General features: G+C 62.8%; 34 protein-coding genes and 1 tRNA gene. 24 read left to right on the forward strand and 11 right to left on the reverse strand.

The annotated features are described in order from the left end of the window. Positions 1 to 84 precede the first annotated feature (84 nt). Positions 85 to 1,071, reverse strand: coding sequence for a cobaltochelatase subunit CobS (cobS, locus tag LOZ77_RS10340; protein ID WP_230279088.1), 987 nt, complete (start codon positions 1,069 to 1,071; stop codon positions 85 to 87). A gap of 58 nt (positions 1,072 to 1,129) precedes the next feature. Continuing rightward, the gene (locus LOZ77_RS10345; RefSeq protein WP_230279089.1) at positions 1,130 to 1,879 is read right to left on the reverse strand and encodes a winged helix-turn-helix transcriptional regulator; all 750 of its coding nucleotides are present in this window, start codon (positions 1,877 to 1,879) and stop codon (positions 1,130 to 1,132) included. Positions 1,880 to 1,975: 96 nt separating this feature from the next. Between LOZ77_RS10345 and LOZ77_RS10350 the strand changes: the two genes are divergently transcribed. The 3 genes from LOZ77_RS10350 to LOZ77_RS10360 are packed head-to-tail and all read left to right on the forward strand — an operon-like array spanning position 1,976 to position 3,559. Then, positions 1,976 to 2,656, forward strand: a complete 681-nt coding sequence (locus LOZ77_RS10350) for a glutathione S-transferase family protein (RefSeq protein ID WP_230279090.1) — start codon at positions 1,976 to 1,978, stop codon at positions 2,654 to 2,656. Then, positions 2,656 to 3,009: a DUF1428 domain-containing protein gene (locus tag LOZ77_RS10355; RefSeq protein WP_230281845.1), complete on the forward strand. Its 354-nt coding sequence runs from the start codon at positions 2,656 to 2,658 to the stop codon at positions 3,007 to 3,009. The genes LOZ77_RS10350 and LOZ77_RS10355 overlap by 1 nt, the downstream gene beginning before the upstream one ends. Positions 3,010 to 3,037: 28 nt before the next feature. After that, positions 3,038 to 3,559, forward strand: coding sequence for a VOC family protein (locus tag LOZ77_RS10360; RefSeq protein ID WP_230279091.1), 522 nt, complete (start codon positions 3,038 to 3,040; stop codon positions 3,557 to 3,559). 121 nt (positions 3,560 to 3,680) lie between these two features. On the opposite strand, the gene LOZ77_RS10365 is transcribed toward LOZ77_RS10360, so the two are convergent. Both LOZ77_RS10365 and LOZ77_RS10370 read right to left on the reverse strand, forming a co-directional pair. After that, the gene (locus tag LOZ77_RS10365) at positions 3,681 to 3,902 is read right to left on the reverse strand and encodes a hypothetical protein (RefSeq protein ID WP_230279092.1); all 222 of its coding nucleotides are present in this window, start codon (positions 3,900 to 3,902) and stop codon (positions 3,681 to 3,683) included. After that, positions 3,895 to 4,053 carry a hypothetical protein gene (locus LOZ77_RS10370; RefSeq protein ID WP_230279093.1) on the reverse strand — a complete coding sequence of 53 codons (159 nt, stop codon included), beginning with the start codon at positions 4,051 to 4,053 and terminating at the stop codon, positions 3,895 to 3,897. Before LOZ77_RS10370 ends, LOZ77_RS10365 begins: the two co-directional genes overlap by 8 nt. Here LOZ77_RS10370 and LOZ77_RS10375 point away from each other — a divergent pair. Then, on the forward strand, positions 4,048 to 4,752 hold the full coding sequence (locus tag LOZ77_RS10375) for a DUF3800 domain-containing protein (RefSeq protein WP_230279094.1): 705 nt from the start codon (positions 4,048 to 4,050) through the stop codon (positions 4,750 to 4,752). The two genes, LOZ77_RS10370 and LOZ77_RS10375, sit on opposite strands and share 6 nt — an antisense overlap. Positions 4,753 to 4,888: 136 nt before the next feature. On the opposite strand, the gene LOZ77_RS10380 is transcribed toward LOZ77_RS10375, so the two are convergent. After that, positions 4,889 to 5,824, reverse strand: a complete 936-nt coding sequence (locus LOZ77_RS10380) for an IS1595 family transposase (RefSeq protein WP_230279095.1) — start codon at positions 5,822 to 5,824, stop codon at positions 4,889 to 4,891. A 42-nt stretch (positions 5,825 to 5,866) separates the two neighbouring features. Here LOZ77_RS10380 and LOZ77_RS10385 point away from each other — a divergent pair, with 42 nt between their 5' ends. From LOZ77_RS10385 to LOZ77_RS10400, 4 genes are read left to right on the forward strand one after another with little or no spacing between them, the layout of a single operon-like run. Next, positions 5,867 to 6,055, forward strand: a complete 189-nt coding sequence (locus LOZ77_RS10385) for a VOC family protein (protein WP_230279096.1) — start codon at positions 5,867 to 5,869, stop codon at positions 6,053 to 6,055. 3 nt (positions 6,056 to 6,058) lie between these two features. Further along, complete coding sequence (locus tag LOZ77_RS10390; RefSeq protein WP_230279097.1) at positions 6,059 to 6,688, forward strand: glutathione S-transferase family protein; 630 nt, start codon at positions 6,059 to 6,061, stop codon at positions 6,686 to 6,688. Beyond that, positions 6,681 to 7,184 (forward strand): VOC family protein, encoded by a 504-nt coding sequence (locus LOZ77_RS10395; protein ID WP_230279098.1) that lies wholly within the window; start codon positions 6,681 to 6,683, stop codon positions 7,182 to 7,184. Before LOZ77_RS10390 ends, LOZ77_RS10395 begins: the two co-directional genes overlap by 8 nt. A 39-nt stretch (positions 7,185 to 7,223) precedes the next feature. After that, on the forward strand, positions 7,224 to 7,691 hold the full coding sequence (locus LOZ77_RS10400; protein ID WP_230279099.1) for an SRPBCC domain-containing protein: 468 nt from the start codon (positions 7,224 to 7,226) through the stop codon (positions 7,689 to 7,691). Here LOZ77_RS10400 and LOZ77_RS10405 read toward each other — a convergent pair. After that, positions 7,688 to 8,302, reverse strand: coding sequence for a J domain-containing protein (locus LOZ77_RS10405; protein ID WP_230279100.1), 615 nt, complete (start codon positions 8,300 to 8,302; stop codon positions 7,688 to 7,690). The two genes, LOZ77_RS10400 and LOZ77_RS10405, sit on opposite strands and share 4 nt — an antisense overlap. A 65-nt stretch (positions 8,303 to 8,367) precedes the next feature. Here LOZ77_RS10405 and LOZ77_RS10410 point away from each other — a divergent pair, with 65 nt between their 5' ends. The 9 genes from LOZ77_RS10410 (at position 8,368) to LOZ77_RS10450 (ending at position 16,834) form a co-directional block, all read left to right on the forward strand. Continuing rightward, positions 8,368 to 8,658: a BolA family transcriptional regulator gene (locus tag LOZ77_RS10410; protein WP_230279101.1), complete on the forward strand. Its 291-nt coding sequence runs from the start codon at positions 8,368 to 8,370 to the stop codon at positions 8,656 to 8,658. Between the two features lie 78 nt (positions 8,659 to 8,736). After that, positions 8,737 to 9,645 carry a pirin family protein gene (locus LOZ77_RS10415; protein WP_230279102.1) on the forward strand — a complete coding sequence of 303 codons (909 nt, stop codon included), beginning with the start codon at positions 8,737 to 8,739 and terminating at the stop codon, positions 9,643 to 9,645. 64 nt (positions 9,646 to 9,709) lie between these two features. Continuing rightward, positions 9,710 to 10,375 (forward strand): ATP phosphoribosyltransferase, encoded by a 666-nt coding sequence (hisG, locus tag LOZ77_RS10420; RefSeq protein ID WP_230279103.1) that lies wholly within the window; start codon positions 9,710 to 9,712, stop codon positions 10,373 to 10,375. Beyond that, positions 10,376 to 11,677: a histidinol dehydrogenase gene (hisD, locus tag LOZ77_RS10425; RefSeq protein WP_230279104.1), complete on the forward strand. Its 1,302-nt coding sequence runs from the start codon at positions 10,376 to 10,378 to the stop codon at positions 11,675 to 11,677. Beyond that, complete coding sequence (locus tag LOZ77_RS10430; protein WP_230279105.1) at positions 11,674 to 12,198, forward strand: DUF1993 family protein; 525 nt, start codon at positions 11,674 to 11,676, stop codon at positions 12,196 to 12,198. Before hisD ends, LOZ77_RS10430 begins: the two co-directional genes overlap by 4 nt. Beyond that, on the forward strand, positions 12,195 to 12,641 hold the full coding sequence (gene nusB, locus LOZ77_RS10435; protein WP_230279106.1) for a transcription antitermination factor NusB: 447 nt from the start codon (positions 12,195 to 12,197) through the stop codon (positions 12,639 to 12,641). Before LOZ77_RS10430 ends, nusB begins: the two co-directional genes overlap by 4 nt. Before the next feature lie 11 nt (positions 12,642 to 12,652). Next, on the forward strand, positions 12,653 to 13,567 hold the full coding sequence (gene thiL, locus LOZ77_RS10440) for a thiamine-phosphate kinase (protein WP_230281846.1): 915 nt from the start codon (positions 12,653 to 12,655) through the stop codon (positions 13,565 to 13,567). A gap of 92 nt (positions 13,568 to 13,659) precedes the next feature. Next, positions 13,660 to 15,828 (forward strand): sodium-translocating pyrophosphatase, encoded by a 2,169-nt coding sequence (locus LOZ77_RS10445; RefSeq protein WP_230279107.1) that lies wholly within the window; start codon positions 13,660 to 13,662, stop codon positions 15,826 to 15,828. A 103-nt stretch (positions 15,829 to 15,931) separates the two neighbouring features. Next, a complete protein-coding gene (locus LOZ77_RS10450) occupies positions 15,932 to 16,834 on the forward strand; it encodes an acyl-CoA thioesterase II (RefSeq protein WP_230279108.1) in 903 nt (300 codons plus the stop codon). A gap of 55 nt (positions 16,835 to 16,889) precedes the next feature. Here LOZ77_RS10450 and LOZ77_RS10455 read toward each other — a convergent pair whose 3' ends face one another. The 3 genes from LOZ77_RS10455 to LOZ77_RS10465 are packed head-to-tail and all read right to left on the reverse strand — an operon-like array spanning position 16,890 to position 19,830. Further along, a complete protein-coding gene (locus LOZ77_RS10455; RefSeq protein ID WP_230279109.1) occupies positions 16,890 to 18,335 on the reverse strand; it encodes an SPOR domain-containing protein in 1,446 nt (481 codons plus the stop codon). A gap of 27 nt (positions 18,336 to 18,362) precedes the next feature. Further along, entirely contained in the window at positions 18,363 to 19,082 is a 720-nt protein-coding gene (locus tag LOZ77_RS10460; protein WP_230279110.1) for a hypothetical protein, read from the reverse strand. Positions 19,083 to 19,110: 28 nt separating this feature from the next. After that, positions 19,111 to 19,830: a ParA family protein gene (locus tag LOZ77_RS10465; protein ID WP_230281847.1), complete on the reverse strand. Its 720-nt coding sequence runs from the start codon at positions 19,828 to 19,830 to the stop codon at positions 19,111 to 19,113. 239 nt (positions 19,831 to 20,069) lie between these two features. On the opposite strand from LOZ77_RS10465, the gene LOZ77_RS10470 reads away from it, so the two are divergent. The 4 genes from LOZ77_RS10470 to LOZ77_RS10485 all read left to right on the forward strand — a co-directional run bounded on the left by LOZ77_RS10470 (position 20,070) and on the right by LOZ77_RS10485 (position 22,019). Then, positions 20,070 to 20,243 carry a bacterioferritin-associated ferredoxin gene (locus tag LOZ77_RS10470; protein ID WP_230279111.1) on the forward strand — a complete coding sequence of 58 codons (174 nt, stop codon included), beginning with the start codon at positions 20,070 to 20,072 and terminating at the stop codon, positions 20,241 to 20,243. Positions 20,244 to 20,403: 160 nt separating this feature from the next. Next, on the forward strand, positions 20,404 to 20,892 hold the full coding sequence (gene bfr, locus LOZ77_RS10475; protein ID WP_230279112.1) for a bacterioferritin: 489 nt from the start codon (positions 20,404 to 20,406) through the stop codon (positions 20,890 to 20,892). A gap of 29 nt (positions 20,893 to 20,921) precedes the next feature. Then, the gene (locus tag LOZ77_RS10480) at positions 20,922 to 21,326 is read left to right on the forward strand and encodes a hypothetical protein (RefSeq protein WP_230279113.1); all 405 of its coding nucleotides are present in this window, start codon (positions 20,922 to 20,924) and stop codon (positions 21,324 to 21,326) included. 84 nt (positions 21,327 to 21,410) lie between these two features. Further along, entirely contained in the window at positions 21,411 to 22,019 is a 609-nt protein-coding gene (locus LOZ77_RS10485; RefSeq protein WP_230279114.1) for a class I SAM-dependent methyltransferase, read from the forward strand. Here LOZ77_RS10485 and der read toward each other — a convergent pair. Both der and LOZ77_RS10495 read right to left on the reverse strand, forming a co-directional pair. Next, entirely contained in the window at positions 22,016 to 23,407 is a 1,392-nt protein-coding gene (gene der / locus LOZ77_RS10490; RefSeq protein ID WP_230279115.1) for a ribosome biogenesis GTPase Der, read from the reverse strand. The two genes, LOZ77_RS10485 and der, sit on opposite strands and share 4 nt — an antisense overlap. Before the next feature lie 61 nt (positions 23,408 to 23,468). Next, complete coding sequence (locus LOZ77_RS10495; RefSeq protein WP_230279116.1) at positions 23,469 to 23,795, reverse strand: DUF3297 family protein; 327 nt, start codon at positions 23,793 to 23,795, stop codon at positions 23,469 to 23,471. A 113-nt stretch (positions 23,796 to 23,908) separates the two neighbouring features. Here LOZ77_RS10495 and LOZ77_RS10500 point away from each other — a divergent pair. The 3 genes from LOZ77_RS10500 to LOZ77_RS10510 all read left to right on the forward strand — a co-directional run bounded on the left by LOZ77_RS10500 (position 23,909) and on the right by LOZ77_RS10510 (position 25,463). Beyond that, positions 23,909 to 23,983 (forward strand) — tRNA-Val (locus LOZ77_RS10500). A gap of 213 nt (positions 23,984 to 24,196) precedes the next feature. Continuing rightward, entirely contained in the window at positions 24,197 to 24,844 is a 648-nt protein-coding gene (locus tag LOZ77_RS10505) for a hypothetical protein (protein ID WP_230279117.1), read from the forward strand. Between the two features lie 373 nt (positions 24,845 to 25,217). Further along, a complete protein-coding gene (locus LOZ77_RS10510; RefSeq protein WP_230279118.1) occupies positions 25,218 to 25,463 on the forward strand; it encodes an AbrB/MazE/SpoVT family DNA-binding domain-containing protein in 246 nt (81 codons plus the stop codon). The last annotated feature ends 3 nt before the right edge of the window (positions 25,464 to 25,466 follow it).

Genomic DNA, 25,466 nt, shown 5'->3' on the forward strand with positions numbered 1-25,466 from the left:
GCCCAAGGCTAAACCCCTGCGCGTGCTGCACAAGTGCCGTTTATCGAGCCATATGGGCCGTTGATTGGCCCGAACGCACGCGTTTCAGGCGCGCCCGACCACGCTTTCGGGCAGATCCACGCCGAACACGCGCTGGTAATATTCGGCCACCAGCATACGCTCCGTCTCGTCACATTTGTTGAGGAACGAGAGGCGGAAGGCGAAACCGATATCGCCGAAGATTTCCGCGTTCTGCGCCCAGCTGATCACCGTGCGCGGGCTCATCACCGTGGAGATGTCGCCATTGATGAAGCCCTGCCGCGTCAGATCGGCCGTGCGCACCATCTTGGCGAGCGTTTCCTTTGGCGTATTCGGCACCTTGGTGGACACGATGTTCACCTCGGTATCCTCCGGCAGATAGTTCAGCCCGACGACGATGTTCCAGCGGTCCATCTGGCCTTGGTTGATCGCCTGCGTACCGTGATAAAGCCCGCTGGTATCGCCCAGCCCCACCGTGTTGGCGGTGGCGAACAGGCGGAAATACGGGTTCGGCCGGATCACGCGGTTCTGGTCCAGCAGCGTCAGCTTGCCCGCGGTTTCCAGCACGCGCTGGATCACGAACATCACGTCAGGACGGCCCGCATCATATTCGTCGAACACCAGTGCGGTCGGCGTCTGCAGCGCCCATGGCAGCAGGCCTTCGCGGAATTCGGTCACCTGCAGACCGTCACGCAGAACGATGGCATCGCGGCCGACAAGGTCGATACGGCTGATATGCGCGTCGAGATTGATACGAACGCAGGGCCAGTTCAACCGCGCCGCAACCTGTTCGATATGGGTCGATTTACCCGTGCCGTGATAGCCCTGGACCATCACGCGGCGGTTAAAGGCAAAGCCCGCAAGAATCGCCAGAGTTGTGTCCGGATCGAAGACATAAGCGTCGTCCGTGTCGGGCACCCGTTCATCCGCACGGGAAAAGGCAGGCACTTTCATATCGATGTCGATCCCGAACGTCTCGCGGACGTCAAGCTCGATATCGGGGGCCTGCAGCAGGGTTTCGTGGCTGTTGGTGTTCTGGATCAGTTCGTTCATCGCGGGCACGGGTTATACGCGCCGATGCTGGCGGGCAAGGGGCTTGCTGCAACCGCGTTTATCGCATTGCGGTATCGTCAGGCGGCGCGATCTTGGGCGGCAGGGAGAAAACGGCGGCAAAGCGCAGCGCGGCGTCGCGGTCGCCATGGATCGACAGGCCGGTCGTGGCGGCCACTTCATCGGGATCGCGCTTGCCATAGAATAGCGGCAGGATCGCGCCTGCGGCAGGCGCGCGGAAAAGCGCATCGACCCCTGCCAAATCCTCGGCGCGGCGTATGGCCAGCTTGCCATGGGCCAGTTCGGCGATGAAACGATCGGCTCCAAAATCGAACCCGATCCGCGCCGCCAGCCCCGCCGCTTTTGCCGGATCGAACATGGTGCGCAGCGACAGCATCGCCGACACCGACGTCAGCGGCAGGGTCGGATCGTGCAAAGGCGAACGGACCGACCAGCGGCCCAGTTCCTGCATGAAGGACTCTGCCATATAGCCCCATTCGGTCAGCTTATAGACCTGGCTGGCGGCGGGCGGCGGCAGTTTCCGGCGGATCAGCACGCCCAGTTCCTCCAGCCGCGTCAGACGCTCTGTCAGCACCTTGGCACTGATTCCGGGCAATGCGGCGCGAATATCGGAAAAACGGCGCGCGCCCAGCATCAGTTCGCGCATGACATGCATCGACCAGCGTTCGCCGATCAGTTCGAACGCAAAGCTGGCAGCGCAGGCATCAGCATACCAGCGGCCATGTGCCGAAGGGGCCGTAGCTGTAACGGGTTCGGCCTGCCGCGCATTACTTTCATTTTGAAACTTCATGGTTGCTTTTTGTAACTCATGACCGCACGACTCGCAAGCAGAGGGCGCTGCGGCGATTCGTGCGCAGGCCCGAAAACAGCGGATAGAGGAGCCTGCATGCCCGTCACGCCCGACGCCGATATCGAGATCACCGGCTATAACTGGGTGCCGCCCTTTGCCGCCGGTTTCGTTCGCGATCTGCGCGCACGCTGGTTCTGCGAAGAGGTCGGCCTTCCCTATCGCCAGCGGCTTATCAGCGTGATGGACAAGCCTGCCGACTGGCGTAGCGAGCAGCCGTTCGGCCAGGTGCCCGTCCTGCGCGATGGCGAAATCCATCTGTTCGAAAGCGGCGCGATCCTGCTGCATCTGGCGGAAAAGACGGGCCGGCTGCTGCCCGCGGCAGGTCAGGCGCGGGCCGATGTGCTGTCGTGGCTGTTCTCCGCCTATAACAGCGTGGAGCCGGTGCAGTTCGAATTGACGGCGATAGAGGTGTTCAATTCCGACAAGGAATGGGCAAGGCTGCGCCGCCCCGAGGTGCAAAAGAACCTGCACAAGCGACACAAGGCGTTGGGAGAGGCCTTGGCCCACCGCGACTGGCTGGGGGGCGATTTCTCTATCGCGGACATCGCCATGGTTTCGGTCCTGCGGTCGAGCGCGCCGCTGGACGCGCTTGGTAATCACCCGACACTGACCGCCTATGTCGAACGCGGCACGGCGCGACCTGCATTCCAACGCGCACTGGCCGACCAGATGGCCGGTTTCGACGACCGGTTCGCACCGAAGAGGGAGAAAGCGTGATGTATATTCAGGGCTTTGTGATTCCCGTACCCGCTGAGAAGAAGGGCGCCTATCTCGCGGTTGCCGACCGGTTCGACAGCTGGCTGATGGAACACGGCGCGACCGAAGTGGTCGAGGCATGGGAAGAGCGGGTGGAGGACGGCAAGCAGACCGATTTCCGCCGTGCCGTCGCTGCGGTGGAGGGTGAAAAGATCGTCTTCTCATGGGTAATCTGGCCCGACCGCGAAACGGCCGAAGCCGCCGAAAAGGCGATGGAAGGCGATCCGATCATGGCCGAAATGGGCGATATGCCGTTCGACGGAAAGCGCATGATCTGGGGCTGCTTTACCCCTATTCTCGAACGGGGTCGCTGAAACCCCGATCCGAAGCGGGAGAGAGCAAATGGGCAACCGCCATGGAGAGCCGGTCTGGTACGAGCTGATGTGCCGCGACCTTTCTGTCACCGAGCCGTTCTATGCCGCCGTCGTGGGCTGGACTTTCGCCGATACGGGCATGGATAACGCGCCGGGCTATCGCTTTATCAAACATGGCGCGGGCGATTACGACGCCATGGGCGGTGCGCTGGCCCTCACCGACGACATGCTGGCGGGCGGGGCAAGGCCGATGTGGGCGGTCTATTTCGCGGTTGAGGATGTCGATGCGAGCGTCGCCGCCATCACCGCACGGGGCGGCAGCGTGCTGATGCCCGCCTTCGATCTGGAGCATGTGGGCCGCATGGCCTTCGTCGCCGATCCGCAAGGCAATCCGTTCTATGTGATGCGCGGTTTTTCCGACATGGAAAGCAGGGTTTTCGGAGAAACCGGCGCGGATACCGGCCTGTGCGGCTGGAACGAGCTGATCACTCCCGAAATCGAACCGACGCTGGGCTTTTACCGCGATATCCTGCGTTTCGACACCGACTAACGCATGCCGATGGGCCCGGAAATGGGCGATTACGTGTTCCTGAAAACGGGTGAGAGCATGATCGGCGCGGCCATGATGAAAACGCCCGACAGCCCCGCAGGCTGGCGCTTCTATTTGGTGATTATATATTTTGCAAACAGAGGGTGATTGTCACAGCGGCGGCGATAATCGCTAAAATTGCCGTAGTGACAACATCGAACCAGAATAGAATCGGATTGTTGGTCCGTGAACTATCGACAAAATATTCAAAAGTGGCCTCGCCGCTCTTGATCGCTTGATATGCAAACCAAGTGAGCACAACCGTTGCAGCGGCCCCAAGCAGCCCCCAGCCCAAATCACTCACTGTCAGAATGATCCGGCTTGCGCTTCGAAACCTTCTCTAGCTGCTTATCCCAATGAGCCTCGTTCTCGTCGCATTCGAGTTCGCGGGCGAGTTCTTTGAATTTGTCGGATTGACTCTTTCCGTCTGATTTCGTTGCTTCTGACATATGCATCTCGTCTATATTGATGATTCTTACGAAAAGCCTCGGCAAATCTATTCTGCGGTAGCCATTCCAGCGAACCGTTGGGGTGCTTGCTTTGAAGAAATTAAAGCTTGGCGCAGAAAACTCAAAGCGAGTGACGGGATACTTATCACCAAGGAGTTCCACGCCACCAGCTTTTGTGCTGGCCGTGGAAGGCTTGGCCCAGAAATTGTCGGGAAACACAGGCGATCCAGAATTTTCCGCGAGGCCCTTACCCTCTTAAACGGGATGGAAGGCGTCAAGGTTTTCAACGCCTGCCGCTCGATTAATCTAGACTGGACTATGGAGCGCCTTCTCACTCGAATAAACAAAACGATGCAGGCATGGGATAGTCACGCGGTTTTGATGTTCGACGAAGGCAAGGAAGCGGAGATTACCCGTCTGCTGCGGCGCATGGGGGCATTCAATCCGGTTCCCGTCTATGTAGCGCCTGGCGTCACCGAACTTCGCAATTTGAAACTGGACCGTATTCTGGAAGACCCAGTGTTCAAGGATTCGTCTCGCTCATATTTCGTGCAAATGGCTGATTTTGTAGCCTATGCGCTTCTCCGGAAGGAGCAACCGCTCGCTTCGAAGAATGCCTACGGATATCATGAATGCTTCGACCTTATCGCTGATGTCGTAGCCAAAGAGGCGAGCCTGTCGGATCCGATGGGGGTGATAAGGTAAGGGCGATCCCAAAGGATCGCCCTAGAGAAGCAGGGCCTACACCGGCCGCTAAAGAACGGTTCAGTCCTGCGATTTCATCGTAGCAATAGGCAAGGGTAACTCAAGCTGAACCTCATCAGCCTGACTCGTTTCCGATTCAATTCGCCGCAACAGGCCCCCCATAAGTGAGGCGCTTGCCGACGATGCCCCGAAGGGCACTCCCAGCACGATCAGTATCGTTGAAGCCCAGCTTCGCACGGTTGTTATAACGGAACTCGTATTCGGCCAGATAGCGGTGCAGATGCTGCTCTCCGCAGTGATGGTAGATACCCTTCATGCCGCGCTTGAAGATGCTGAAATAGCCTTCGACCGTGTTGCTGTGGATGCTGCGATCCTCAAGGTTCACGTATTCGCCGCGACCATGGCTGGTAGTGCCGTGGGCCGCGAAAAACTTGCCAGCGTCACGATAGCCGCTGTGCTCGTCCGTCATGATACGCGCTTCGCGTTCCACGTTGGCAATCACCAGCGGCATCAGAGTTTCAGCGCGAACGTCGTCGATGACCATCGTGCGGGCCTTGCCGGTTTCACGATCCACCAGCGCCAGAACCTTCATCTTGTGGTGAAAGGCGCGGCGCTTCTCCATGCCCTTCTTGCGACCAATGAACGTCTCGTCCACTTCGACCGTGCCGCCATTGCCGCCCATCAGGGTCGTGTCGCCATCACGCATCGCTTCACGAATGCGGTGCAGGAGAAACCACGCGCTCTTGTAGGTGATTTCCAGCGTCCGGTGCAGTTGGTGGGCGCTGATACCCTTCTTGCTGCTCGTGACGAGGTAGACGGCCTGCAACGCCTTATGGAGCGGCAAGCGCATATGCTCAAACACCGTGCCGATCTTCACCGTGAACTGCTTTTTGCAGTCGCCGCAGCGGTGGAGGCCGTGACGGATGCGCTTGGCCGGGTTGGCCTTTACGCTCGTGATGCGATCGGTGCCGCCACAGTGCGGGCACACCGGCTCTCCGGCCCAGATGATCCGCTCTAGATGGGCAAAGGCCGCATCTTCGCTGTGGAACTCGGGGCGGGAAAGAGCAGACATTTCAATAACTCCGTTGATGCAATCCTTATAGCATCAAGCGGTGTGTTTGCAAAGTATATAATCGCCTTCTATTTCCGCATTGCCGATATCGAGGCTGGCAAGGCCGCGGTCGAAGCCAATGGCGGGACCGTGGTTTTCGGGCCGATGGAAGTGCCGGGCGATGAAATGATCGTCATCGCGCTCGACCCCGAAGGCACGATCTTCGGTCTTGTCGCACCGAAGAAGGACTGACCCATGGCCGACATCAGTTTCTTCCATAATCCGATGAGTCGGGGCCAGATCGCCCATTGGGCCCTGCACGAGGCGGGGATCGATTTCGACATCGTGCCGGTGGAGTGGGACGCCAAGCCCGAAACTTTGCTGGCCGCCAACCCGATGGGCAAGATCCCGACCATCGTCCACCACACGCCGTCCCGCGACATCGCCGTGACCGAAGCGCCCGCGATCTGCCATTATCTGGCCGTAATCGCCCCCGACAAAGGCCTGCTGCCGCGCGAGGAAGAAAGCGGCGACTACTTTCGCTGGATGTTCTTTGCAGCGGGACCGCTGGAACAAGCCGTCATCGCCAAAAGCATGGGTTGGGATGTGCCCGATGGCCGCGCCGGCATGGTCGGTTTCGGCAGCTATGACCTGACGGTCGCCACGCTGGAAGACTGGCTGGCAACGCATGATTACGTCTGCGGCACGCGTTTCACCATGGCCGATGTCTATGTCGGTTCCGCTGTCGACTGGGGGCTGGCATTCGGCACATTGCCCGACCGCCCCGCCTTTGCCGCCTATGCCGAACGGCTGCGCGCCCGCGACGCCTATCGCGCAGCCAAGGCAAAGGACAATGCCGCCATCGCGGAGAAGCAGAATGGCTGACATCGCCCACGATCCGGCCAGCGCCAGCGCGACCGTGTGCCTCTGGTTCGATGGCGAGGCAGAGGCCGCCGCGCATTTCTATGCCGCCACCTTCCCCGACAGCGCGATGGGCAGCATCCAGCGCGCGTCTGCCGATTTCCCGGGCGGCAAGGAGGGCGATGTGCTGGTGGTCACGCTGAAAATCTGCGGCCTGTCGTTCCTGCTGCTGAATGGCGGGCCTGCCTTTCGACCCAATGAAAGTTTCTCGCTGCAGGTCCACACCGACACGCAGGAGGAGACCGACCGGCTGTGGACTGCGATCACCGGCTTTGGCGGGCAGGAAAGTGCCTGCGGCTGGTGCAAGGACCGGTGGGGATACAGCTGGCAGATTACGCCCCGCGCACTGACCCGCGGCATGGCCGACCCCGACCCCGCCGCCGCGAAACGCGTGATGGAAGCGATGATGACTATGGGCAAGATCGACATTGCCGCGATCGAGTCTGCCCGGCGCGGTTAACGGGGGCCCGAGGTCGTCGCAGACAGACGGAGATACGCCATGCACGAGCTGACAATCACCCGCCACATCGCCGCGCCGCCCGAAACCGTCTGGGCGGTGATGGCCGACCGGCAGGAGGAGTGGTGGTGCCCCAAGCCGTGGTCGATCACCATGATCGCGCAGGAACGCCGCGCTGGTGGGCGCAGTGCGATGGTGATGCACGGCCCCGATGGCGAGGAAATGCCACAGGAAGGCGTGATGCTTGAATGGGTCGATGGCGTGCGCTTTACCACCACCGATGCGCTGCGGATCGATCCTGCAACGGGCGGCTTCGTTCCGGCGGACCCGTTCATGATCGGTTGCTGGGAAATCGCGCCCGACGGGGCGGGCACGGCCTATACCGCCAGCGCGCGGCACTGGAGCGCGGAAGCGATGGAGAGCCACCGCGATATGGGGTTCGAGGACGGCTGGCGCGCCTGCGCCGACCAGCTTGCCGCCATTTGCGAGGCCGAGAGCGCCCGCAGCTAGGCGAAATGACGCGCCTTGCGCAAATGCTGATAGGCATCGACCACGCCCTGCAGCCGCTGTTCATGGCTGCGGTCGCCGCCATTGCGGTCCGGGTGATAGCGGCGCACCAGTTCGGAATAGCGGCGGCGCAGCGCCGGCCGGTCGGCATCGTATGACAGGCCCAGCACATCCATGGCTTCGCGGTCGGCACCCGACAAGCCCGAACCGCGCGCTTTTTCGGCCCGCTCCCAATCCTGCCGCGCCCGGCTTTTGATATTGCGCGCGCGGGCGGAGATCGCATCGAGCGGATCGTCGAAATCGGCCCAGCGCGGCATGCCGTCGATGCCGGCGGTGGCGGAAAAGGCGCTGCGACCGCGCGATCCCCCTGCCGCCCAGCCATAGGCGGGCGATTGGGCGTCGAGTATCTCGTCCGCGCTCATCCCGTCGAAAAAATCATAGCCCGCATTGAACGCGCGCACGTGATCGAGACAGAACCAGCGCCACTCGCCCGGCCCGTCGAATCCCGACGGGCGCGAACCCGGCGCGCGGAATTCGCCTGCCTCTTCGCAACCCGGCGCATCGCAGCCGCGCCCCTTATTCTCGAATCGCCCGTGGAACCTGTCTTGCTTCATCGCCCTTGAGATGAGGGCGCGAGCACCCAAATGGAAGCCCCCGAAGCCGACACGAAAGCCAATCCATGCCCGAAACCGGACCGATCGAAGGCGAGATCCGCCAGCTTTTGACCGATGCCTTTACTCCCGAAACGCTGATCGTTTCGAACGACAGCGCGATGCATTCGGGCCATGCGGGCGACGATGGCAGCGGGGAATCGCATTTCTCGGTCCTGATCCGTGCCGCCGCTTTTGACGGTGTGGGCCGCTTGCAGCGCCAGCGCATGGTGCTGGCCGCGCTGGGCGATATTCCCGGCCAGCGGGTCCATGCCTTCGCCATCAGGGCGCTTGCACCTGCCGAGCCGCTACCCGCCTGATTCGCGCCATTCCCAACCGCGCGGCGCAGGCGTATCGTGCCGCCTTATCCGGCAGACCGATCAGGAGCAGGCCGAGTCATGAGCGAATTGTCACCCGAAACCGCCATCGCCCTGCAAGTCGATCCGGTCGGCCACGATCTGGGCGCGTTCGACGTGCGCCAGGCCGTGCCGCAGCCGAAATGCCGCATGGTCGGGCCGTTCGTGTTCATCGACCAGTTCGGCCCGGCGCAATATGACATCGGCAAGGGCATGGATGTACGTCCGCATCCGCATATCGGTCTGTCGACCGTGACCTATCTGATGCAGGGCGCCATCGATCACCGCGATTCGCTGGGCAGTTTCGCCACGATCCGCCCCGGCGCGGTCAATCTGATGACGGCGGGCAGCGGCATCGTGCATTCCGAACGATCCCCCCAATCAGAGCGCGATGCGGGCGGCAAAATCTATGGCACGCAGACATGGCTGGCCCTGCCCGAAGCGCTGGAGGAAACCGCCCCTGCCTTCGAAAGCGTGGCTGCAGGCGATCTGCCGGTGGTCGAGGATACATGCGCCAAGGCCCGCGTGATCATGGGCAGCCTGTGGGGCGTGACAGCGCCCACCACCTGCCACGCCGCCACGGTCAATGCCGACATCATCCTTGGCGCGGGCGGCGCGATGCCGATCGATGCCGATGCCGACGAACGTGCCCTGCTGCTGGTCGAGGGTGAGGCGGAAGTCGATGGCGAACCGCTGGCCCTTTTCACGCTGGCCGTCTTGCGCCCGGGCCGCGCCATGGTCCTGCGATCGGGCAGCGGCGCGCGTGTCGTGCTGATGGGCGGAGAGGCGATGACCCGCCGCCACGTCTGGTGGAACTTCGTGTCGTCGTCGCGCGATCGGATCAATCAGGCCAAGGACGACTGGCGCGCGGGCAGGTTCCCCAAGGTGCCGGGCGACGAGGAAGAGTTCATCCCCCTGCCCGATGTGCCGAAAACCGTCAGCTATCCGTAACGCCCGTTCGCGACATACCCATTCGATTGCGCATTTCCGCCGCATTGCGTAGAGGGCGGCCATCATGACCCAGCCGCTGACTTTCGCCGTGCCCAAGGGCCGTATCCTCGACGAAGCGCTCCCTTTGATGGCGCGTGCCGGAATCGTGCCCGAGGCGGGGTTTCACGACAAGAAGAACCGGTCGCTGTCCTTCGCCTGCGAAGACCCGTCGATGCGGCTGATCCGCGTGCGCGCATTCGATGTCGCCACCTTTGTCGCCCATGGCGCGGCGCAGGCGGGGATCGTGGGCTCCGACGTGATCGAGGAATTCGACTATCCCGATCTTTACGCGCCGGTCGATCTGTCGATCGGTCATTGCCGCCTGTCCATCGCGGAACCCAGGGATGCGGCCCCGACCGAATTGCGCAATGCCAGCCATTTGCGCGTCGCGACGAAATACCCGAACCTGACCCGCCGCTGGTTCGAAGCGCGCGGCATTCAGGCAGAATGCGTCAAGCTGAACGGGGCGATGGAGCTGGCGCCGATGCTGGGCCTTGCCAACCGGATCGTCGATCTGGTCTCCACAGGCACCACACTGCGCGAAAACGGGCTGGTCGAAACCGCCGAGCTGCTGCCGGTTTCGGCACGACTGATCGTCAATCGTGCGGCGCTAAAAACCGATAGCGCGCGTCTGGGCCCGCTGATCGAGAAATTCCGCGCACTGGCCGCACAGCCGCTGGAAGCCGCGTAAATGAAGCGTCTGAAATCCAGCGATCCCGATTTCGCCAAGGCCTTTGCGCGCATCGTCGCCGACCGGCGCGAAGCGGATGACGATGTCAGCCGCGATGTCGCCAATATCATCGACCGCGTGAAAGCCGATGGCGATGCGGCGCTGGCCGATTACACGACCCGATTTGACCGGTGGACCCCCGCCAGCGATGACGACTGGCGCATTTCGAAAGAGGCTTGCGAAGCCGCTTTTCACGCGCTGGCGCCCGGACTGCGCGGCGCGCTGGAAACCGCGGCGACCCGCATCGCTGCCTATCACCGCGAACAATTGCCCGCGCGCCGCGATTACCGCGACGATCAGGGTGTCCGGCTGGGCGCGATCTGGCGGCCGGTGGATGCGGCAGGCTTGTATGTCCCCGGCGGGCGCGCGGCCTATCCCTCATCCTTGCTGATGAATGCGATCCCCGCCAAGGTCGCCGGTGTCGAACGGCTGGTGATCGCAACGCCGACGCCCGGCGGACAGGTCAACGATCTTGTGCTGGCCGCCGCGCATCTGGCCAGCGTGGACGAGATCTGGCGCATCGGCGGCGCACAGGCGATCGCCGCGCTGGCCCACGGCACGAAACGCATCGCCCCCGTCGATGTCGTCACCGGCCCCGGCAATGCATGGGTGGCAGAGGCGAAGCGCCAGCTTTACGGCACGGTCGGCATCGACATGGTCGCAGGGCCCAGCGAAATCCTTGTCATCGCGGACAAGGATAATCGCGCGCGCCACATCGCTGCCGATCTGTTGAGCCAGGCTGAACACGATCCGATGGCGCAATCGATCCTGATCACCGACGACAATGATTTTGCCGACCGCGTGGCCGATGCCGTCGGCGTGGAACTGGCGCAGCTGGCCACCCGCCGCGTGGCCGAAGCGAGCTGGCGCGACCATGGCGTTATTATCGAGGTCGCCTCGCTCGACGAAGCGCCCGCGCTTGCCAATGCGCTGGCGGCAGAACATGTCGAGTTGGCAGTGGCGAACCCCGAACCCATGCTGGAATCGATCCGCCATGCAGGCAGTGTGTTCATCGGCCGCCACGCACCCGAAGCAGTGGGCGATTATGTCGCAGGCCCCAACCACGTGCTGCCCACGGGCCGTCGCGCGCGTTTCGCCAGCGGGCTGTCCGTGCTCGATTTCATGAAACGCACCAGCTTTATCGAACTGGATGAAGGCGCGCTGGCCGCCATCGGCCCCGCCGCCGTCGCACTGGCCGAGGCAGAGGGACTGCCCGCGCATGCCCGATCGGTCGCCCTGCGTCTGGAAGGAGCTAAGAAATGAGCCTGTCGCTACACGCCGCCACTATTCCCGCCTTCGTGCGCATGCTGGCCAATATGGACCATCTCATCGGCAAAGCCGAGGCATGGTGCGAGGCGAACGGCAAGACCGAAGCCGATATCTGCGCCGCACGGCTGGCCGAGGATATGCTGGATTTTGCCTATCAGGTGAAATCGACCGTGGTGCATTCGGTGAAAAGCATCGACGGCATTCGCGCAGGCGTTTTTTCGCCCGATCTGAGCGAGCCGCCCAAGGATTTCGCAGGGCTTCGCGCAATGTTGGCCGAGGCCCGCGAACAGCTTGCCGCGTTGACCGTGGAGGAGATGGACGCCATTGGCGCGGCCGATATGGAATTCCGCATCGGCGACCGGCTGGTGGTGCCCTTTACGGGGCAGGAATTCCTGCTGTCGTTCTCCATCCCCAATTTCTATTTTCACGCGACAACCGCCTATGACATTTTGCGCCAGATCGGCGTTCCCATCGGCAAGCGCGACTATCTGGGACCGGACTGGACCAAGAAATGAATGCCAAATCGCAATCCCGCTCTGCCGCCCGCCTTGCCGCGGTGCAGGCGCTGTATCAGATCGATATGGAAGCAACGCCGCTTGCCCGCCTGCTCGACGAATTCCACCAGCACCGTCTGGGAAAGGAGATCGAGGACGAGCAATATGCCGATGCCGAGGTCGCGTTCTTCGACGATATCGTAAAAGGCGTCGATGCGCGGCGTGAGGAGATTGACGGACTCATTGCGGGGAAACTGGCCGAGGGCTGGTCGCTGGGCCGGCTGGACAAGACCATGGTGCAGATCCTGCGCTGCGGCACCTATGAACTTCTGGCGCGGCCCGATGTGCCCAAGGCGGCGGCGATCACCGAATATGTCGATGTCGCCCATGCCTTTTTCGAAGCGCGCGAAGCGAAATTCGTGAACGGCCTGCTCGACGCCATCGGCAAGGACGTGCGGGCCTGAGCGGTTCCGACATATCCGGCGAGGAAGCGTTCATCGCCGCCCTGCGCGAACTGGCGCATGATCCGGCGGCGCGCGGGCTGATCGACGATGCGGCGGTGCTGGATGGCACCGGCCCCATGGTCGCCACCCATGACACCATGGTCGAAGGGGTTCACTGGCTGGCAGGGCAGGACCCTGCGGATGTGGCGTGGAAACTCGTCGCTGCGAACCTGTCCGACCTTGCCGCCAAATGCTGCCGTCCGGCGGGCCTGCTGCTCAGCTTCATGCTGGGCGATGCGCATTGGAACAGCCGTTTTCTGGCCGGTCTGGGCGATGCGCTGGCCGCATTCGATGCGCTGCTGCTGGGCGGCGATACGGTATCGCCCCCTGCGCCCGATGCGCCCAAGGTGATCGGGCTGACCGCACTTGGCCGCCCCATACGCGATCCGCCGCCGTCGCGCGCCGATGCGCAGGCTGGCCAATCCCTGTGGCTTACCGGCCGGTGCGGTGCGGCGCTCGCGGGGTTCGAGGCTTTGCGCGCGGGCAGCAGCGACGATGCGCTGACTGCCCCCTTTCGCCGCCCTGTGCCGCGATTGGCCGCGGGGCAGGCGCTGGCCGCAGCGGTCTGCGCGATGATGGATGTGTCCGACGGTCTGCTGCTCGATGCGCAGCGCATGGCCGATGCCAGCGGCGTGACCATCGCCATCGAAACCCGCCTTGTCCCCGTCCACCCCGCCCTTGCCCGCCGCAAGCGCGAGGCGATGGCATGGGGCGACGATTACGAACTGCTGTTCACCCTGCCCCGGGACGCGCACTGCCCCGTGGCCGACGATCCGGTCGGTGCCACCCGCATCGGCACGATCCTGCCGCGCGGCGCGCATAGTCTTTTGCTCGACGGATCACCTCCGCCTGCGGGGCTGTCGCTGGGTTACCGGCACGGCGAATGATGAATGTGCGCTTGCGCAAGATCGTTTAGCGTGTAGCTTTCCCCGCCACGACGCCCGCAAAAGGGCGCGATAAACATAGGAGGGGATGCGAAGTGAACCTTGTCACGATCGCGATTGCACTCGGCCTTTTGGCCGTCATCTATGGATTCGTCACCAGCAGACAGGTCCTGGGCGCGGACGCAGGGTCCGCGCGCATGCAGGAAATCGCCGCCGCCGTGCAGGAAGGGGCGCAGGCCTATCTGAAGCGACAATATACCACCATCGCGATTGTCGGCGTGGTGGTTGCGGTGATCGTCGGCGTGTTCCTCGGGCCGGTCAGCGCGACAGGCTTCGTCATCGGCGCGGTCCTGTCGGGCGTAGCGGGCTTTATCGGGATGAACATCTCGGTCCGGTCGAACGTGCGAACCGCCGCTGCCGCGCAAAAGGGGCTGCAGAACGGGCTGACACTGGCGTTTCGCGCGGGAGCGATCACCGGCATGCTGGTCGCGGGCCTTGCCCTGCTGGCGATTGCGGTATTCTACTACTATCTGACCGCCATTGCCGGTTTCGGTGTGGGCACAGAAGACCGCACCGTCGTCGACGCGCTGGTCGCGCTGGCCTTCGGCGCGTCGCTGATTTCGATCTTCGCGCGACTGGGCGGGGGCATTTTCACCAAGGCAGCCGATGTCGGCGCCGATCTTGTCGGCAAGGTCGAGGCGGGCATCCCCGAAGACGACCCGCGCAATCCCGCGGTTATCGCCGATAATGTCGGCGACAATGTCGGCGATTGCGCGGGCATGGCGGCCGATCTGTTCGAAACCTATGTCGTCACTGTCGGTGCGACCATGGTGCTGACGGCATTGTTGCTGGCCGATACGGCGGGTGCCTTGCTGGGCAATCTGATGGTGCTGCCCCTGCTGATCGGCGGGGCCTGTATCCTGACTTCCATCGTCGGCACCTATTTCGTGCGGCTGGGAGGCGGGACCAATATCATGGGCGCCATGTACAAGGGTTTTCTTGTCACCGCAGTGCTGTCGATCCCCGCCATCTGGTTTGTGATGCAAATGGCTCTGGGCGACATGAACAATGTCATCGGCGGTCAGACCATCAGCGAAGCCATGCTGGTGGTCGAGGACGGCAATATCGCCGAAGAAGGCCTGTCGGCGCAGGTCGCGGGCTTTACCGGATGGGACCTGTTCTGGTGTTCGATGCTGGGCCTTGTGATCACGGGGCTGATCATATGGATCACCGAGTATTACACCGGCACCAATTATCGCCCTGTGAAAAGCATCGCCAAGGCATCGGAAACGGGACACGGAACCAATGTCATCCAGGGGCTGGCCATCAGCCTTGAATCCACCGCGCTGCCCACCATCGTGATCGTGGCGGGCATCATCATCGCCTATCAGCTCGCGGGCCTGATCGGCATTGCCTATGGCGCGACCGCGATGCTGGCACTGGCGGGGATGGTCGTGGCGCTGGATGCCTATGGCCCCGTAACCGACAATGCGGGCGGCATCGCCGAGATGGCGGGGCTGGACGATGATGTGCGGGCCAAGACCGACGCGCTGGACGCGGTGGGCAACACCACCAAGGCCGTGACCAAGGGCTATGCCATCGGATCGGCGGGGCTTGCCGCGCTGGTGCTGTTCGCGGCCTATACGACCGACCTTGCCCATTTCTTCCCGAACCTCGACGTCGATTTCAGCCTTGAAAACCCCTATGTCATCGTCGGCCTGCTGCTGGGCGCGTTGCTGCCCTATCTGTTCGGCGCGATGGGGATGACCGCCGTGGGCCGCGCGGCGGGCGATGTGGTCAAGGATGTGCGCGACCAGTTCGCGGCAGACCCCGGCATCATGGCGGGAACGTCAAAGCCCGATTATGCCAGAACGGTCGATCTGGTGACCAAGGCCGCGATCAAGGAGATGATCGTGCCCTCGCTGCTGCCGGTGCTGGCGCCGGTTGCGGTCTATTTCGTGATCACGCTGGTCGCAGGCGCGCAGAACGGCTTTGCCGCGCTGGGCGCGCTGCTGCTGGGCGTGATCGTGGGCGGCCTGTTCGTCGCGCTGTCGATGACGAGCGGCGGCGGCGCGTGGGACAATGCCAAGAAATATATCGAAGACGGCAATCACGGCGGCAAGGGGAGCGAGGCCCACAAGGCCGCGGTGACCGGCGACACCGTGGGCGATCCATACAAGGACACGGCGGGGCCCGCCGTGAACCCGATGATCAAGATCACCAATATCGTCGCCCTGCTGCTGCTGGCGGCACTGGCGGCCTGATCGCGCCGCAAGGCAAGGGAGCCCCCGTCCGGCGCGGTCCGGGCGGGGGTTCTTCTTTGCACGGGCGATTGACGGAAACATCATGCGGGGCCATGCGCAATCTATGGAAGACGACGACAATCCCATGCCCGATACGATGAGCGAGGCGGAAAAGACCGCCGCCATCGTTCGCCTGCTGACATTGGACAAGCAGACCGACAACCATTTCCTCGGCCATCGCAAGCCGGGGGGCGTCGGTCGCATCTTTGGCGGACAGGTGGTCGCGCAGGCCATGGCCGCCGCGCAAAGCACGGTCGATCCCGCGCGCCGCCCCCATTCGCTCCACGCCTATTTCCTGCGCGGCGGGGACGAGGATTATCGCATCGAATTTTCGGTCGAACGCGATTTCGACGGCGGCAGCTTTTCCAATCGCCGCGTGATCGCGGCGCAGAACGGCGTGCCGATCCTGAACCTGACGGCATCGTTCCACCGGCACGAGGACGGGCTGTCGCACCAGATGCCGATGCCCGACGTGCGCATGCCCGAAGAGCTTGAGACCGAGGAAGAGGTGATGGCGCGGCTGGCGCGCCCGATCAAGGAGATGATCGCCTTTCGCCGCAACCGCGCCTATGAAATCCGCATGCCGCCCATCACGGCAGAAGGGACATTGCACGACCGCGACCATGCCTATTTCTGGTTCCGGATCAAATCGCCCCTGCCAGACGATATGGCAATGCACCGGCTGGTGCTGGCCTATTTGTCCGATTACGGCCTGCTGTCCGCGCCGATGACGGTGCACGGGCGGGCATGGTGGCGCGGCGGGTTTCGCGGTGCCAGCCTCGATCATGCGGTCTGGTTCCATTCCGACGCGCGGATGGACGACTGGGTGCTCTATGCGATGGATTCGCCGTGGTCGGGGAATGCGCGGGGTTTCGGGCGCGGCATGTTCTTTACCCGCGACGGTCAGCTGATCGCGTCGACCGCACAGGAAGGGCTGATGCGCGTGGTCGAACCCAAAAGCGCATGAAAAAAGGGCGCTGCCTTTCCGGCCGCGCCCTTTCTCTCGAGGAAGTCCTCAATCCTTAGTCGATCTTGGCCAGACGCGCCTTGTTCGTGCTGTTGCTGCCATTCGCCTGCGCGATCGGGATACAGCCATTGCCCCTCGCCTTCACGGCCGAGCACATGGCATTCGCGCCCTGACGGTCGAAACCGCCTGCGGCCACGCGCCAGTAATCCTTGCCGTCGACAGTCGCCTTGGTGATCACCGGCTCTGCACCGCGCAGATTGGCATAGCGCGACTGGAACACTTTCCATCCGGCATTGGCCTGCTCGACACTGGCGTAAGAGCCAAGCTGCGCAATATGCGTGCCGCTGGCGGCGGGCGTTGGAAGCTGCGGCTTGGGTGCGGGTTTCGGAGCCGCCTTGGGAGCGGGTTTCGGCTGGGCCGCGGGCTTGGCCTGCAGAGCGGGCGCAGCCGCCACACGAACCGGTTCCGGCGCGGAATTGGCCACGGGCGCCGCTTTTGGCGCGGCTTCGGATGTCGCTGCCGAACTTGCGGGCAGCGAGGCGACCACTACCGGCTTCGGCGCATTGCGCGACGAAGGGACCGCTGCGGGAGCGGGCTTGGGCGCTTCGACCGGTGCGGGCTGCACCACTGCCAGCGAAACCGTCGACGGCTGGGCCGGAACGGCAGGCTTGGGATCTGCCTTTACGGGCGGCAATTCGGCATCGACCGGTTCGGCCGCGGCGACCATCACCGGCTTTGCCGCCGGAGCGGGCGCAGCCGCCATTTGCGGGGCCGGAGCCGCCTGCGGCATCGCGGGCGCCGAATTCGACAGCGCCAGATGCTGCGGCATGCCGGTATCGGCCACGGCCTCTGCCCCCATCAGCGCGGCGACGCGCTGGGCATAAAGGTCGGGACGGGCTGTGCTGGCCCATTCGGTCATGCGGTCGCCCAGCTCCCCTGCGGGCACATCCTGTGCCGCCATGGCGCGCGCCTCGCGCCAGCGCCCGTCGAGAGCGAAGGCATAGGCCAGATTCTGCCGCGACTTGGGCGTGTTATTGCCCGCGCGGATATCGGCAGAGATAATCTCCACGCCGCGTGCGGTTTCACCCGCCAGCGCCAGCGCCAGACCGCGATCGGCCGCGGGAATGGCGCTGCCCTGCATATTGATGGTGCCGACAGCCAGCCGGTTCTCGCCCGAACCCGCTTGCGCCAGCGCCAGCATCAGCGCGGTGCGCGGCGAGGCATCGCCGAGTTCCACCGCTGCCGCCAGCGAATCGCGGGCCGACACCATGCGACCGGCCTTGAGATAGGCCTGCCCCAGCAGCACGCGCATTTCGGGGTCGCGCGGGCTCTCTACCACGGCGCGCTCGGCATAGGACACGGCCTTGTCGGCGTTTTCCTTGGCCAGCGCGGCCTCTGCCTTTTCGGCATTGTCGCGCGCGACGGCACCCATGGGGAGCGCCATGGCAGTCGCGCCAGCCAGCGCGATGATCAGGGCGTTGCGGCGGATACGGGTCTTCATGATAAAGTCCTTACCTATCGCTGGCGGTCAGGCATTGCCCATCACGTGCGACGACGTGAAACCGCTTTTGGGCGTGGTGTCGACATAGCGCAGGATCGCACGCTCGGCGATCTCCACATCGCTGCATCCTTCGCGGGCGGCAGCATTGGCGATCTTTTCGCGCATGGCATGATCGGGATGCACCACCAGAACGGGGCCGCGACCGAAGATCATGGCGAACAGATGCACGAACATGGCGCGCACATGGCCCAGCAGTCCGACGGGCGATTCGATTTCTTCCGCCACCGGTTCGGGCCGCGTGAAGGCAGGCTGTTCAAAGCTGGCCGTTGCGCCATTTGCAAAGGCGGGTTTCGGCGCAGGCGCCGCCGCCTCGCGCAGGCGGTTCTGCATCGCGCCGACAGGATTGGGCGCGGCGACCGGCGCGGGCGTCCAGCCCGGTTCTGCGCGCTGGTCCTCGTCATAACCCTCGGCTTCGTCCCAATCGTCTCCGTTGGAATGGAGATAGAGCGAATCGGCCTTGTCGCTAACAGGCGTCAGCCCGATGACGCCATGGCTCTGGCCGGGCGCGTTGGCAGGCGTGTCGCCCATGTCGTTCCAGCCGCAATCGTCCTCGGCACCCGTCAGCCAGCCCGAAAGCCCGGCCATATTGCCGCTGCCGAAACCGGCCTGCTGAACCTGCGACTGGCGGCGCATGGCGGGTTTCGCCGCGCCTTTCTTGGCCAGCAAACCTGCGGGCATGGCGTCCATGGTCACTCCGTTCATCATCGCCCCCCGATCACGAACCGGCCGCGCGGCGACCGAAACCGCCACCCGTGCGCGGCGTCCCGATCGCCGGGGCAGCGCCCTGCTGGCCGGCGAACACATTGCGGCGGAAATTCTTTTCCAGACGCTCGGCAAGGAAGGCCCAGAGTTGTTCCATCTCCTGCGCCGAACGGCCGTGCGGATCGATTTCCATCACGGTGCGGCCATCGATCATCGAAGCGGCGAAATCGGTGCGGTGATGCAGCACCACCGGCGCGACCGTACCGTATTGCGCCAATGCGGCGGCGGCTTCCGAGGTGATCCGCGCCTTTGACAGGGCAGAGTTCACGACGAACACCAGCGGCTTGTTCGCACGGGCGCAAATATCGACCGTGGCGCCCACGGCGCGCAGGTCATGCGGGCTGGGACGGGTCGGAACGACGACCAGTTCCGCGACCGAGATCACCGACTGGATCGCCATGGTGATCGCGGGCGGCGTGTCGATAACAGCCAGCTTGAACCCCTGTTGGCGCAGCGTCGCCAGATCGTTTGCAAGGCGGGCCACGGCGGTCTGGGCGAATGCGGGGAATTCATCCTCGCGCTCGTTCCACCAGTCTGCCAGCGATCCCTGGGGATCGATGTCGATAAGCACGACCGGACCGGCGCCGGCGCGCTGGGCCTGAACGGCCAGATGGCCGGACAGTGTGGTCTTGCCAGAGCCACCCTTCTGTGAAGCCAATGCGAGAACGCGCACCAAGAATCCCCCTGAACATTGCGGTCGAACGCCAATCTTGCCGTTCAAACCTAATTTTGGGTTAACCGATGGCAATATTCCCCAAGTTCCGATGTAAAAAGTGAGTCACAAGGGGGCCGCGCGGGCATGGAAATGTCGATTCCGGACGTGCTGTTGCAATTCACTCGCAGAGGTCTTGCTTTTGATATCCACTCGCATTAGTAAGGGATTCGAGAACAGCGAGAGGGTCCTATTCCACGATGATCATCTGCATCTGCAATGCCGTTCGTGAAGGCGATCTACGGGCTGCCGCACGCAGCTGTTCGGGCGATGCGGAAGCGGTCTATCGCTGCATGGGTGTCGAGCCGCAGTGCCGCCAGTGCCTGGACGAGGCTGCCGATATCTGTATGGAAGAGCGCGTCTGCGCGGCGTAATCCTTCCCCACCCTATCCAAAACCCGCGGAAATCCTGCTAATTCGAACGTCTCGCAACAGGCGTTTATGCTTGCATGCCCGCCCCGCCTTGCGCGATTAGAGGCGTGACGCGGCCGGTCCGACCGGCCATGCAATGCCATCGAATGCAAGGAATACGGCCATGAAAAGCGATCCCAAAGTCGTCGAGTACCTGAACAAGGCGCTCACCAACGAGCTGACGGCGATCAACCAGTACTGGCTGCATTATCGCACGCTGCACCATTGGGGCATGCGCAAGCTGGCCGATTACGAACGCCACGAATCGATCGACGAGATGAAGCACGCTGACGTTCTGGCCGAACGCGTGCTGTTCCTTGACGGGCTTCCCAATTTCCAGGCGATCCACAAGCTGAAAGTGGGCGAAACGGTCGAGGAAATCCTGAAGGCAGATCTCGCGCTGGAAATGGAGGCGATCCCGCTGCTGCGCGACGCCATCGAATATTGCGAAAAAGTGCGCGACTATGTCAGCCGCGAGATTTTCGAACGCATCCTTGAGAGCGAGGAGGAGCATGTCGATTTCCTCGAAACGCAGTTCGACATGATCGAACGCATGGGCCTGCAGAACTATGTCCAGCTGCAAAGCCAGCCCGCTGGCGACGGCGAGGCATAAGAGGTTCTTGTGACCGCAACGGGGGCAATGTGACATCGATCGGCGAGCCGCTGAGAAAGCAGCGGCAAAGCCGGTTCAAGGGTGCGATGATCCTCGCCATGGTGCTGCTGGCGATTACAGTGCTGGCCGCGATCTGGCTGGCGATCGCCGCCGATGCCCCCACGATCGTCGAAACAGACCCCGAAACCGGCACGCTGGTCATTTCCGGCCCCGAACAGGAATTCGTGGGCCGCGTGGACGGACGTTATCAGGGCCAGAACGTGTCGGTCATCGGCCTGCCAGCCTATGGCGAGCTGATCGAAAATGCCGAGGCATTGGCGGCAATCTGCGCATTGCGCTCCGATCCCACCGCGCAATGGTCCGAAAACAGCGAGTCCCTGCGCGTCCATCTCAACGGGCCCGAACTCGACCGCTATTGCGTTACGGGGCCTTAGCTCGCGGCTATCAACGGCCCCGAATACGCCCTGCTGGCGCCTGCCATTCCCGAAGACCACGCGCGCATTTCCTCTCCCGAAGATATGCTGCGCCGCTTTGCCGCCCCGACCCCGCGGCTTCTGGACCTTAGTTGCGGTGACGGCCGCGCATTGGATGTCCTGCCCACGATTGCGCCGGGTCTGGATTATACCGGCGTCGACATTGAAACCTCGCCAGAGGTGGACAGCCGGACACGCAGCGATGCCCGCTTCGTAACCTATGACGGCGTGGCGCTACCCTTTGCCGACTCCAGCTTCGACACGGTCTATTCCAGACAGGTTTTCGAACATATCCGCCACCCCGACAAAGTCGCGGCCGAAGTTCTGCGCGTGCTGAAACCCGGCGGCTGTTTTGTCGGATCGCTGTCTTATCTGGAACCCTACCACTCGTTCTCCATCTTCAATTTCACCCCTTGGGGCGTGCATTGCCTGCTGATCGATAATGGCTTTGAACTTCTGGAAATCCGCCCTGGAGCCGAAGGGTTGGGCATGATCATGCGTCAGATCACCAATCGAAGGCTGTCCGGGTTGAAACTGCCCTATCCGATGATCGACATGGCCGCGCGCGTGAAGGGCTGGACCGCGAAGGAGCGCAACTATCTGAAGCTGAGGCTGGCGGGCCACATCGTTTTTGCCGCGCGCAAGCCTGCCTAGTCCTTGTTGGCGTAAGGGTTCTTTGCGCTGCGCAGCATCAGACGCACCGGCACGGCGCCAAAGCCCAGTTCGCGGCGGATGCCATTGACCAGATAGCGGCGGTAGCTTTCGGGTACATCGTCAAGCCGCGTGCCAAAAATCACGAAGCGCGGCGGGCGGGCGCCGACCTGCGTGATATAACGCATCTTGATCCGCTTGCCGCCGGGCGCGGGTGGCGGATTGGCGGCAAGGGCATCGTCAAACCAGCGGTTCAGCGCCGCCGTCGGCACACGCCGGTTCCACTGGTCGCGAATGTCAAAGGCCGCCTGCAGCAACTGGTCGGTACCCTTGCCGGTCTTGGCCGATACAGCCACCAATGGCACGCCGCGCACCTGCGCCAGCCCTTCGTCCAGCGCGGCGCGGATGCCGTTGAACAAGGCCGACGGCTCTGCCGCCACGTCCCATTTGTTGATGGCGACGATCAGTGCGCGCCCTTCCTCGACCGCATGGGCCGCGATTTTCAGGTCCTGATGCTCCAGCCCCAGGGTCGCATCCAGCAGCAGCACCACGACTTCGGCGAAATCGACCGCGTGGCGCGCATCGGCCACCGCCATGCGCTCCAGCTTGTCGGTCACGCGGGCACGTTTGCGCATGCCGGCGGTGTCGATCAGCTTCACGTCGCGGATCTCACCATCGCGCGGATCGGTCCAGTGCCAGTCGATGGTGATCGAATCGCGCGTAATTCCAGCCTCGGGACCCGTCAGCAGCCGGTCTTCCTGCAGCAGCCGGTTGATCAACGTGGACTTGCCCGCATTGGGGCGGCCCACAATGGCCAGCTTCAACGGGCCCAGCGGCTTTTCCTCACCGTCATCTTCAACCGGAAATGCTTCTTTCGGTTGCAGCGGGTCGAGGATCGGCAATATCGCTTCGAACAGATCGGCCACGCCTTCGCCGTGCTCGGCCGACATCGCCACCGGATCGCCAAAGCCCAATGCGAAGCTTTCATACAGGCCCGCATCGCCCGCGCTGCCCTCGGCCTTGTTGGCGACCAGCACCACCGGCACGCTCTGACCGCGCAGCCAGCGGGCGATTTCCTCGTCCAGCGGTGTCAGTCCCGCGCGCGAATCGATCACGAACAGCGCCAGCGCTGCGCCGACCAGCGCCGCCTCGGTCTGCTTACGCATCCGTCCGGGCAGCGTTTCGGCCTCGTCATCCTCCCAACCGGCGGTATCGACGATCTGGAATTTCAGGCCCAGCAGCTCCGCATCGCCGAAACGGCGGTCGCGCGTCACTCCCGGCTGGTCGTCGACCAGCGCGAGCTTCTTGCCGACGAGCCTGTTCCACAGGGTCGACTTGCCCACATTGGGGCGTCCGATAATGACGACTTCAGGGAGCACGGGGGACAGCATGATGCGAGAGGTGGCGTTTATCGCGCCACCTTGCAACTCAATTGCACGGCAGCGCCGATGTTCAGCCGGCTTTCGCGACCGGAGCGTCTTCGCCCAGATCCTCGAACCAGGCCTCGACCGGGCCGTTCAGCTTGATCGTCAGCGGGCGACCCTTGCGGTCCATGGTCTTGCCCGCCTGCACGCGGACCCAGCCCTCGGAAATGCAATATTCCTCGATATTGGTGCGCACGGCGCCCTTGAAGCGGATGCCCACGCCGCGACGCAGCACATCGCCATCGAAATGCGGGCTGCGCGGATCGATCGCCAGATGGTCGGGCGGCACGTCGGGCCCGGTGGTGGCCGTTGCGGCTTCGGGCGCGGAATCGGGAGTGGTGTTGTCTTCGGTCATGTCGGTTCGGGCCTCTAGCGGTAACGGGGTGCTTGTCAACGACTTCACGCTCTGGCAAAGGCGCGCCTCTGCCGACGCAAGGGTGATTCTTCTCGCCCCTTATGACCGTCAGCGGGCGCGTAGCTCAGTGGTAGAGCACACCCTTCACACGGGTGGGGTCGCAAGTTCAATCCTTGCCGCGCCCACCATCTTTTCAATGACTTAGAAGAGATGGGCAGCGTTTCCATGAAAAAAACATGAAAAACTTGGGTGGACATCCGCGAACATCGGCGGGGACCTCGGCGCGATGAGACTTCAAGCAATTGCCGGATCGATCGACCTGCATAGCCGCAGCGAACCAGAGGGTTACCGCATTTTCACGATTGGCTGACAAACATGCCCCGTCAAACTCGAGAGAAAGCATGTCAGCCCATCAACCAGTCCTTCCGGCCAAGGCCATTGAGCTCGTTAAGTCCAGAAATCTCGAAAAAGCTGATGATTTGTTAGCCGATTTCGCCGCGGCCGGTCTGATCAAAACCTATGCTCTCGTGCGAGAAATAAGACCCGCTGGGGGTCCGACCAAGGTAGTGCGCGATGCTCAGATTCCGGCTCAAGATTGGGAGAGGATTGTAGCATCGGATAAGATTCAAGCCGCCCTAAACGGTGGAACGGTTCGGCTAGAAGGCTCGCCTCTGCAGGGAGGCGCGCCGTCAGTCCTCATAACCGGAATCAGCTTTTCCGAAGCTGCGCTCGTCAAAGTTCTTGATAGGTATTGCGTGGGTTTACCTGCCGGTGCGTCAGAGCAAGCTAGCGGCTGCGATGCGCGCGCTACGACGAAAAACATCGTTCCATGCATTGAAGCTTCCGAGCCAAAGAAGGAAGACGTGCAACCGATCAGGCCTGGGGACCTTACCGCGTCGGTCGCTCAGACTGAACAGGCGACTGGGTTGGGTCGGACGACAATCGACAAGCTTATGCGAGATGGCACGCTGGTCAGGAAAAAAGTCGGCAGACGAACTCTGATCACGGTCGAAAGCATCGAGCGTTTGGTCGGTGCAAAGGTGGCCTGACAACTAAATGCGATAGTTCTCAAGTCCGCTTTGCGCCCCATTATCGGACGTTAAGCAACTCAGCGTTTATTCGCAAAAGCTGCCATTGCGCGTGCCGCATCATTCGACCGATCTTGCGTCAGTCGCCGTGCGCGTTGCCAAAAGCCATGGAAAAAAGATTCCGTGTCAGAAAGCCTGAGATTCTTATCTCTTGTGGCTAAGGAGATGGCTCAAAGCTTTGCTAACTCAGCAACTTACTCGTAGCGCGCGTTTCGATCGACAATTTTTTGCCGATCGCTGGAATTGCGACTTCATGGATATCCTTTCGACGTTATAAAAGCTCTTCGCGGAGATCGGCAATGGCTGCCGGACCCGAAGAGGTTAGCAGGCCGGCATGGCAATACGGATCGACATCACTCCGAATGGACGGATGACCCTTCCCGCCGAAGTCCGCGACCGCCCCGGTCTGTCCGTGGGCGGAACGGTCTATCTCAGCCAAACCGACGATGGTGTCGTGCTACGAACTCTGGCCCAATCGGTCGCTCCTGCACAAGCGCTTGCCCAGATGTACACCGGTAAGAAACCCGGCAGTTCCGTCGATGATTTCCTAGTCCGACGTCGCAGTGAGAGCGGCGACTGACAG

The sequence above is a fragment of the Croceicoccus sp. Ery15 genome (genome assembly GCF_020985305.1).
Lineage (GTDB): Bacteria > Pseudomonadota > Alphaproteobacteria > Sphingomonadales > Sphingomonadaceae > Croceicoccus.

What these genes read in the sequence shown, in the direction of transcription:
- der (WP_230279115.1), bottom strand. Translation starts at nt 23,407, where the DNA reads ATGCTGTCCCCCGTGCTCCCTGAAGTCGTCATTATCGGACGCCCCAAT.
- LOZ77_RS10495 (WP_230279116.1), bottom strand. Translation starts at nt 23,795, where the DNA reads ATGACCGAAGACAACACCACTCCCGATTCCGCGCCCGAAGCCGCAACG.
- hisD (WP_230279104.1), top strand. Translation starts at nt 10,376, where the DNA reads ATGAAGCGTCTGAAATCCAGCGATCCCGATTTCGCCAAGGCCTTTGCG.
- LOZ77_RS10360 (WP_230279091.1), top strand. Translation starts at nt 3,038, where the DNA reads ATGGGCAACCGCCATGGAGAGCCGGTCTGGTACGAGCTGATGTGCCGC.
- LOZ77_RS10395 (WP_230279098.1), top strand. Translation starts at nt 6,681, where the DNA reads ATGGCTGACATCGCCCACGATCCGGCCAGCGCCAGCGCGACCGTGTGC.
- LOZ77_RS10505 (WP_230279117.1), top strand. Translation starts at nt 24,197, where the DNA reads ATGTCAGCCCATCAACCAGTCCTTCCGGCCAAGGCCATTGAGCTCGTT.
- bfr (WP_230279112.1), top strand. Translation starts at nt 20,404, where the DNA reads ATGAAAAGCGATCCCAAAGTCGTCGAGTACCTGAACAAGGCGCTCACC.
- LOZ77_RS10355 (WP_230281845.1), top strand. Translation starts at nt 2,656, where the DNA reads ATGTATATTCAGGGCTTTGTGATTCCCGTACCCGCTGAGAAGAAGGGC.
- LOZ77_RS10485 (WP_230279114.1), top strand. Translation starts at nt 21,411, where the DNA reads ATGCTGCGCCGCTTTGCCGCCCCGACCCCGCGGCTTCTGGACCTTAGT.
- LOZ77_RS10415 (WP_230279102.1), top strand. Translation starts at nt 8,737, where the DNA reads ATGAGCGAATTGTCACCCGAAACCGCCATCGCCCTGCAAGTCGATCCG.
- LOZ77_RS10380 (WP_230279095.1), bottom strand. Translation starts at nt 5,824, where the DNA reads ATGTCTGCTCTTTCCCGCCCCGAGTTCCACAGCGAAGATGCGGCCTTT.
- cobS (WP_230279088.1), bottom strand. Translation starts at nt 1,071, where the DNA reads ATGAACGAACTGATCCAGAACACCAACAGCCACGAAACCCTGCTGCAG.
- LOZ77_RS10370 (WP_230279093.1), bottom strand. Translation starts at nt 4,053, where the DNA reads ATGCATATGTCAGAAGCAACGAAATCAGACGGAAAGAGTCAATCCGAC.
- LOZ77_RS10375 (WP_230279094.1), top strand. Translation starts at nt 4,048, where the DNA reads ATGCATCTCGTCTATATTGATGATTCTTACGAAAAGCCTCGGCAAATC.
- LOZ77_RS10430 (WP_230279105.1), top strand. Translation starts at nt 11,674, where the DNA reads ATGAGCCTGTCGCTACACGCCGCCACTATTCCCGCCTTCGTGCGCATG.
- LOZ77_RS10410 (WP_230279101.1), top strand. Translation starts at nt 8,368, where the DNA reads ATGCCCGAAACCGGACCGATCGAAGGCGAGATCCGCCAGCTTTTGACC.
- LOZ77_RS10455 (WP_230279109.1), bottom strand. Translation starts at nt 18,335, where the DNA reads ATGAAGACCCGTATCCGCCGCAACGCCCTGATCATCGCGCTGGCTGGC.
- LOZ77_RS10400 (WP_230279099.1), top strand. Translation starts at nt 7,224, where the DNA reads ATGCACGAGCTGACAATCACCCGCCACATCGCCGCGCCGCCCGAAACC.
- LOZ77_RS10510 (WP_230279118.1), top strand. Translation starts at nt 25,218, where the DNA reads ATGGCAATACGGATCGACATCACTCCGAATGGACGGATGACCCTTCCC.
- LOZ77_RS10450 (WP_230279108.1), top strand. Translation starts at nt 15,932, where the DNA reads ATGGAAGACGACGACAATCCCATGCCCGATACGATGAGCGAGGCGGAA.
- LOZ77_RS10350 (WP_230279090.1), top strand. Translation starts at nt 1,976, where the DNA reads ATGCCCGTCACGCCCGACGCCGATATCGAGATCACCGGCTATAACTGG.
- LOZ77_RS10345 (WP_230279089.1), bottom strand. Translation starts at nt 1,879, where the DNA reads ATGAAGTTTCAAAATGAAAGTAATGCGCGGCAGGCCGAACCCGTTACA.
- nusB (WP_230279106.1), top strand. Translation starts at nt 12,195, where the DNA reads ATGAATGCCAAATCGCAATCCCGCTCTGCCGCCCGCCTTGCCGCGGTG.
- hisG (WP_230279103.1), top strand. Translation starts at nt 9,710, where the DNA reads ATGACCCAGCCGCTGACTTTCGCCGTGCCCAAGGGCCGTATCCTCGAC.
- LOZ77_RS10470 (WP_230279111.1), top strand. Translation starts at nt 20,070, where the DNA reads ATGATCATCTGCATCTGCAATGCCGTTCGTGAAGGCGATCTACGGGCT.
- LOZ77_RS10460 (WP_230279110.1), bottom strand. Translation starts at nt 19,082, where the DNA reads ATGGACGCCATGCCCGCAGGTTTGCTGGCCAAGAAAGGCGCGGCGAAA.
- LOZ77_RS10390 (WP_230279097.1), top strand. Translation starts at nt 6,059, where the DNA reads ATGGCCGACATCAGTTTCTTCCATAATCCGATGAGTCGGGGCCAGATC.
- LOZ77_RS10405 (WP_230279100.1), bottom strand. Translation starts at nt 8,302, where the DNA reads ATGAAGCAAGACAGGTTCCACGGGCGATTCGAGAATAAGGGGCGCGGC.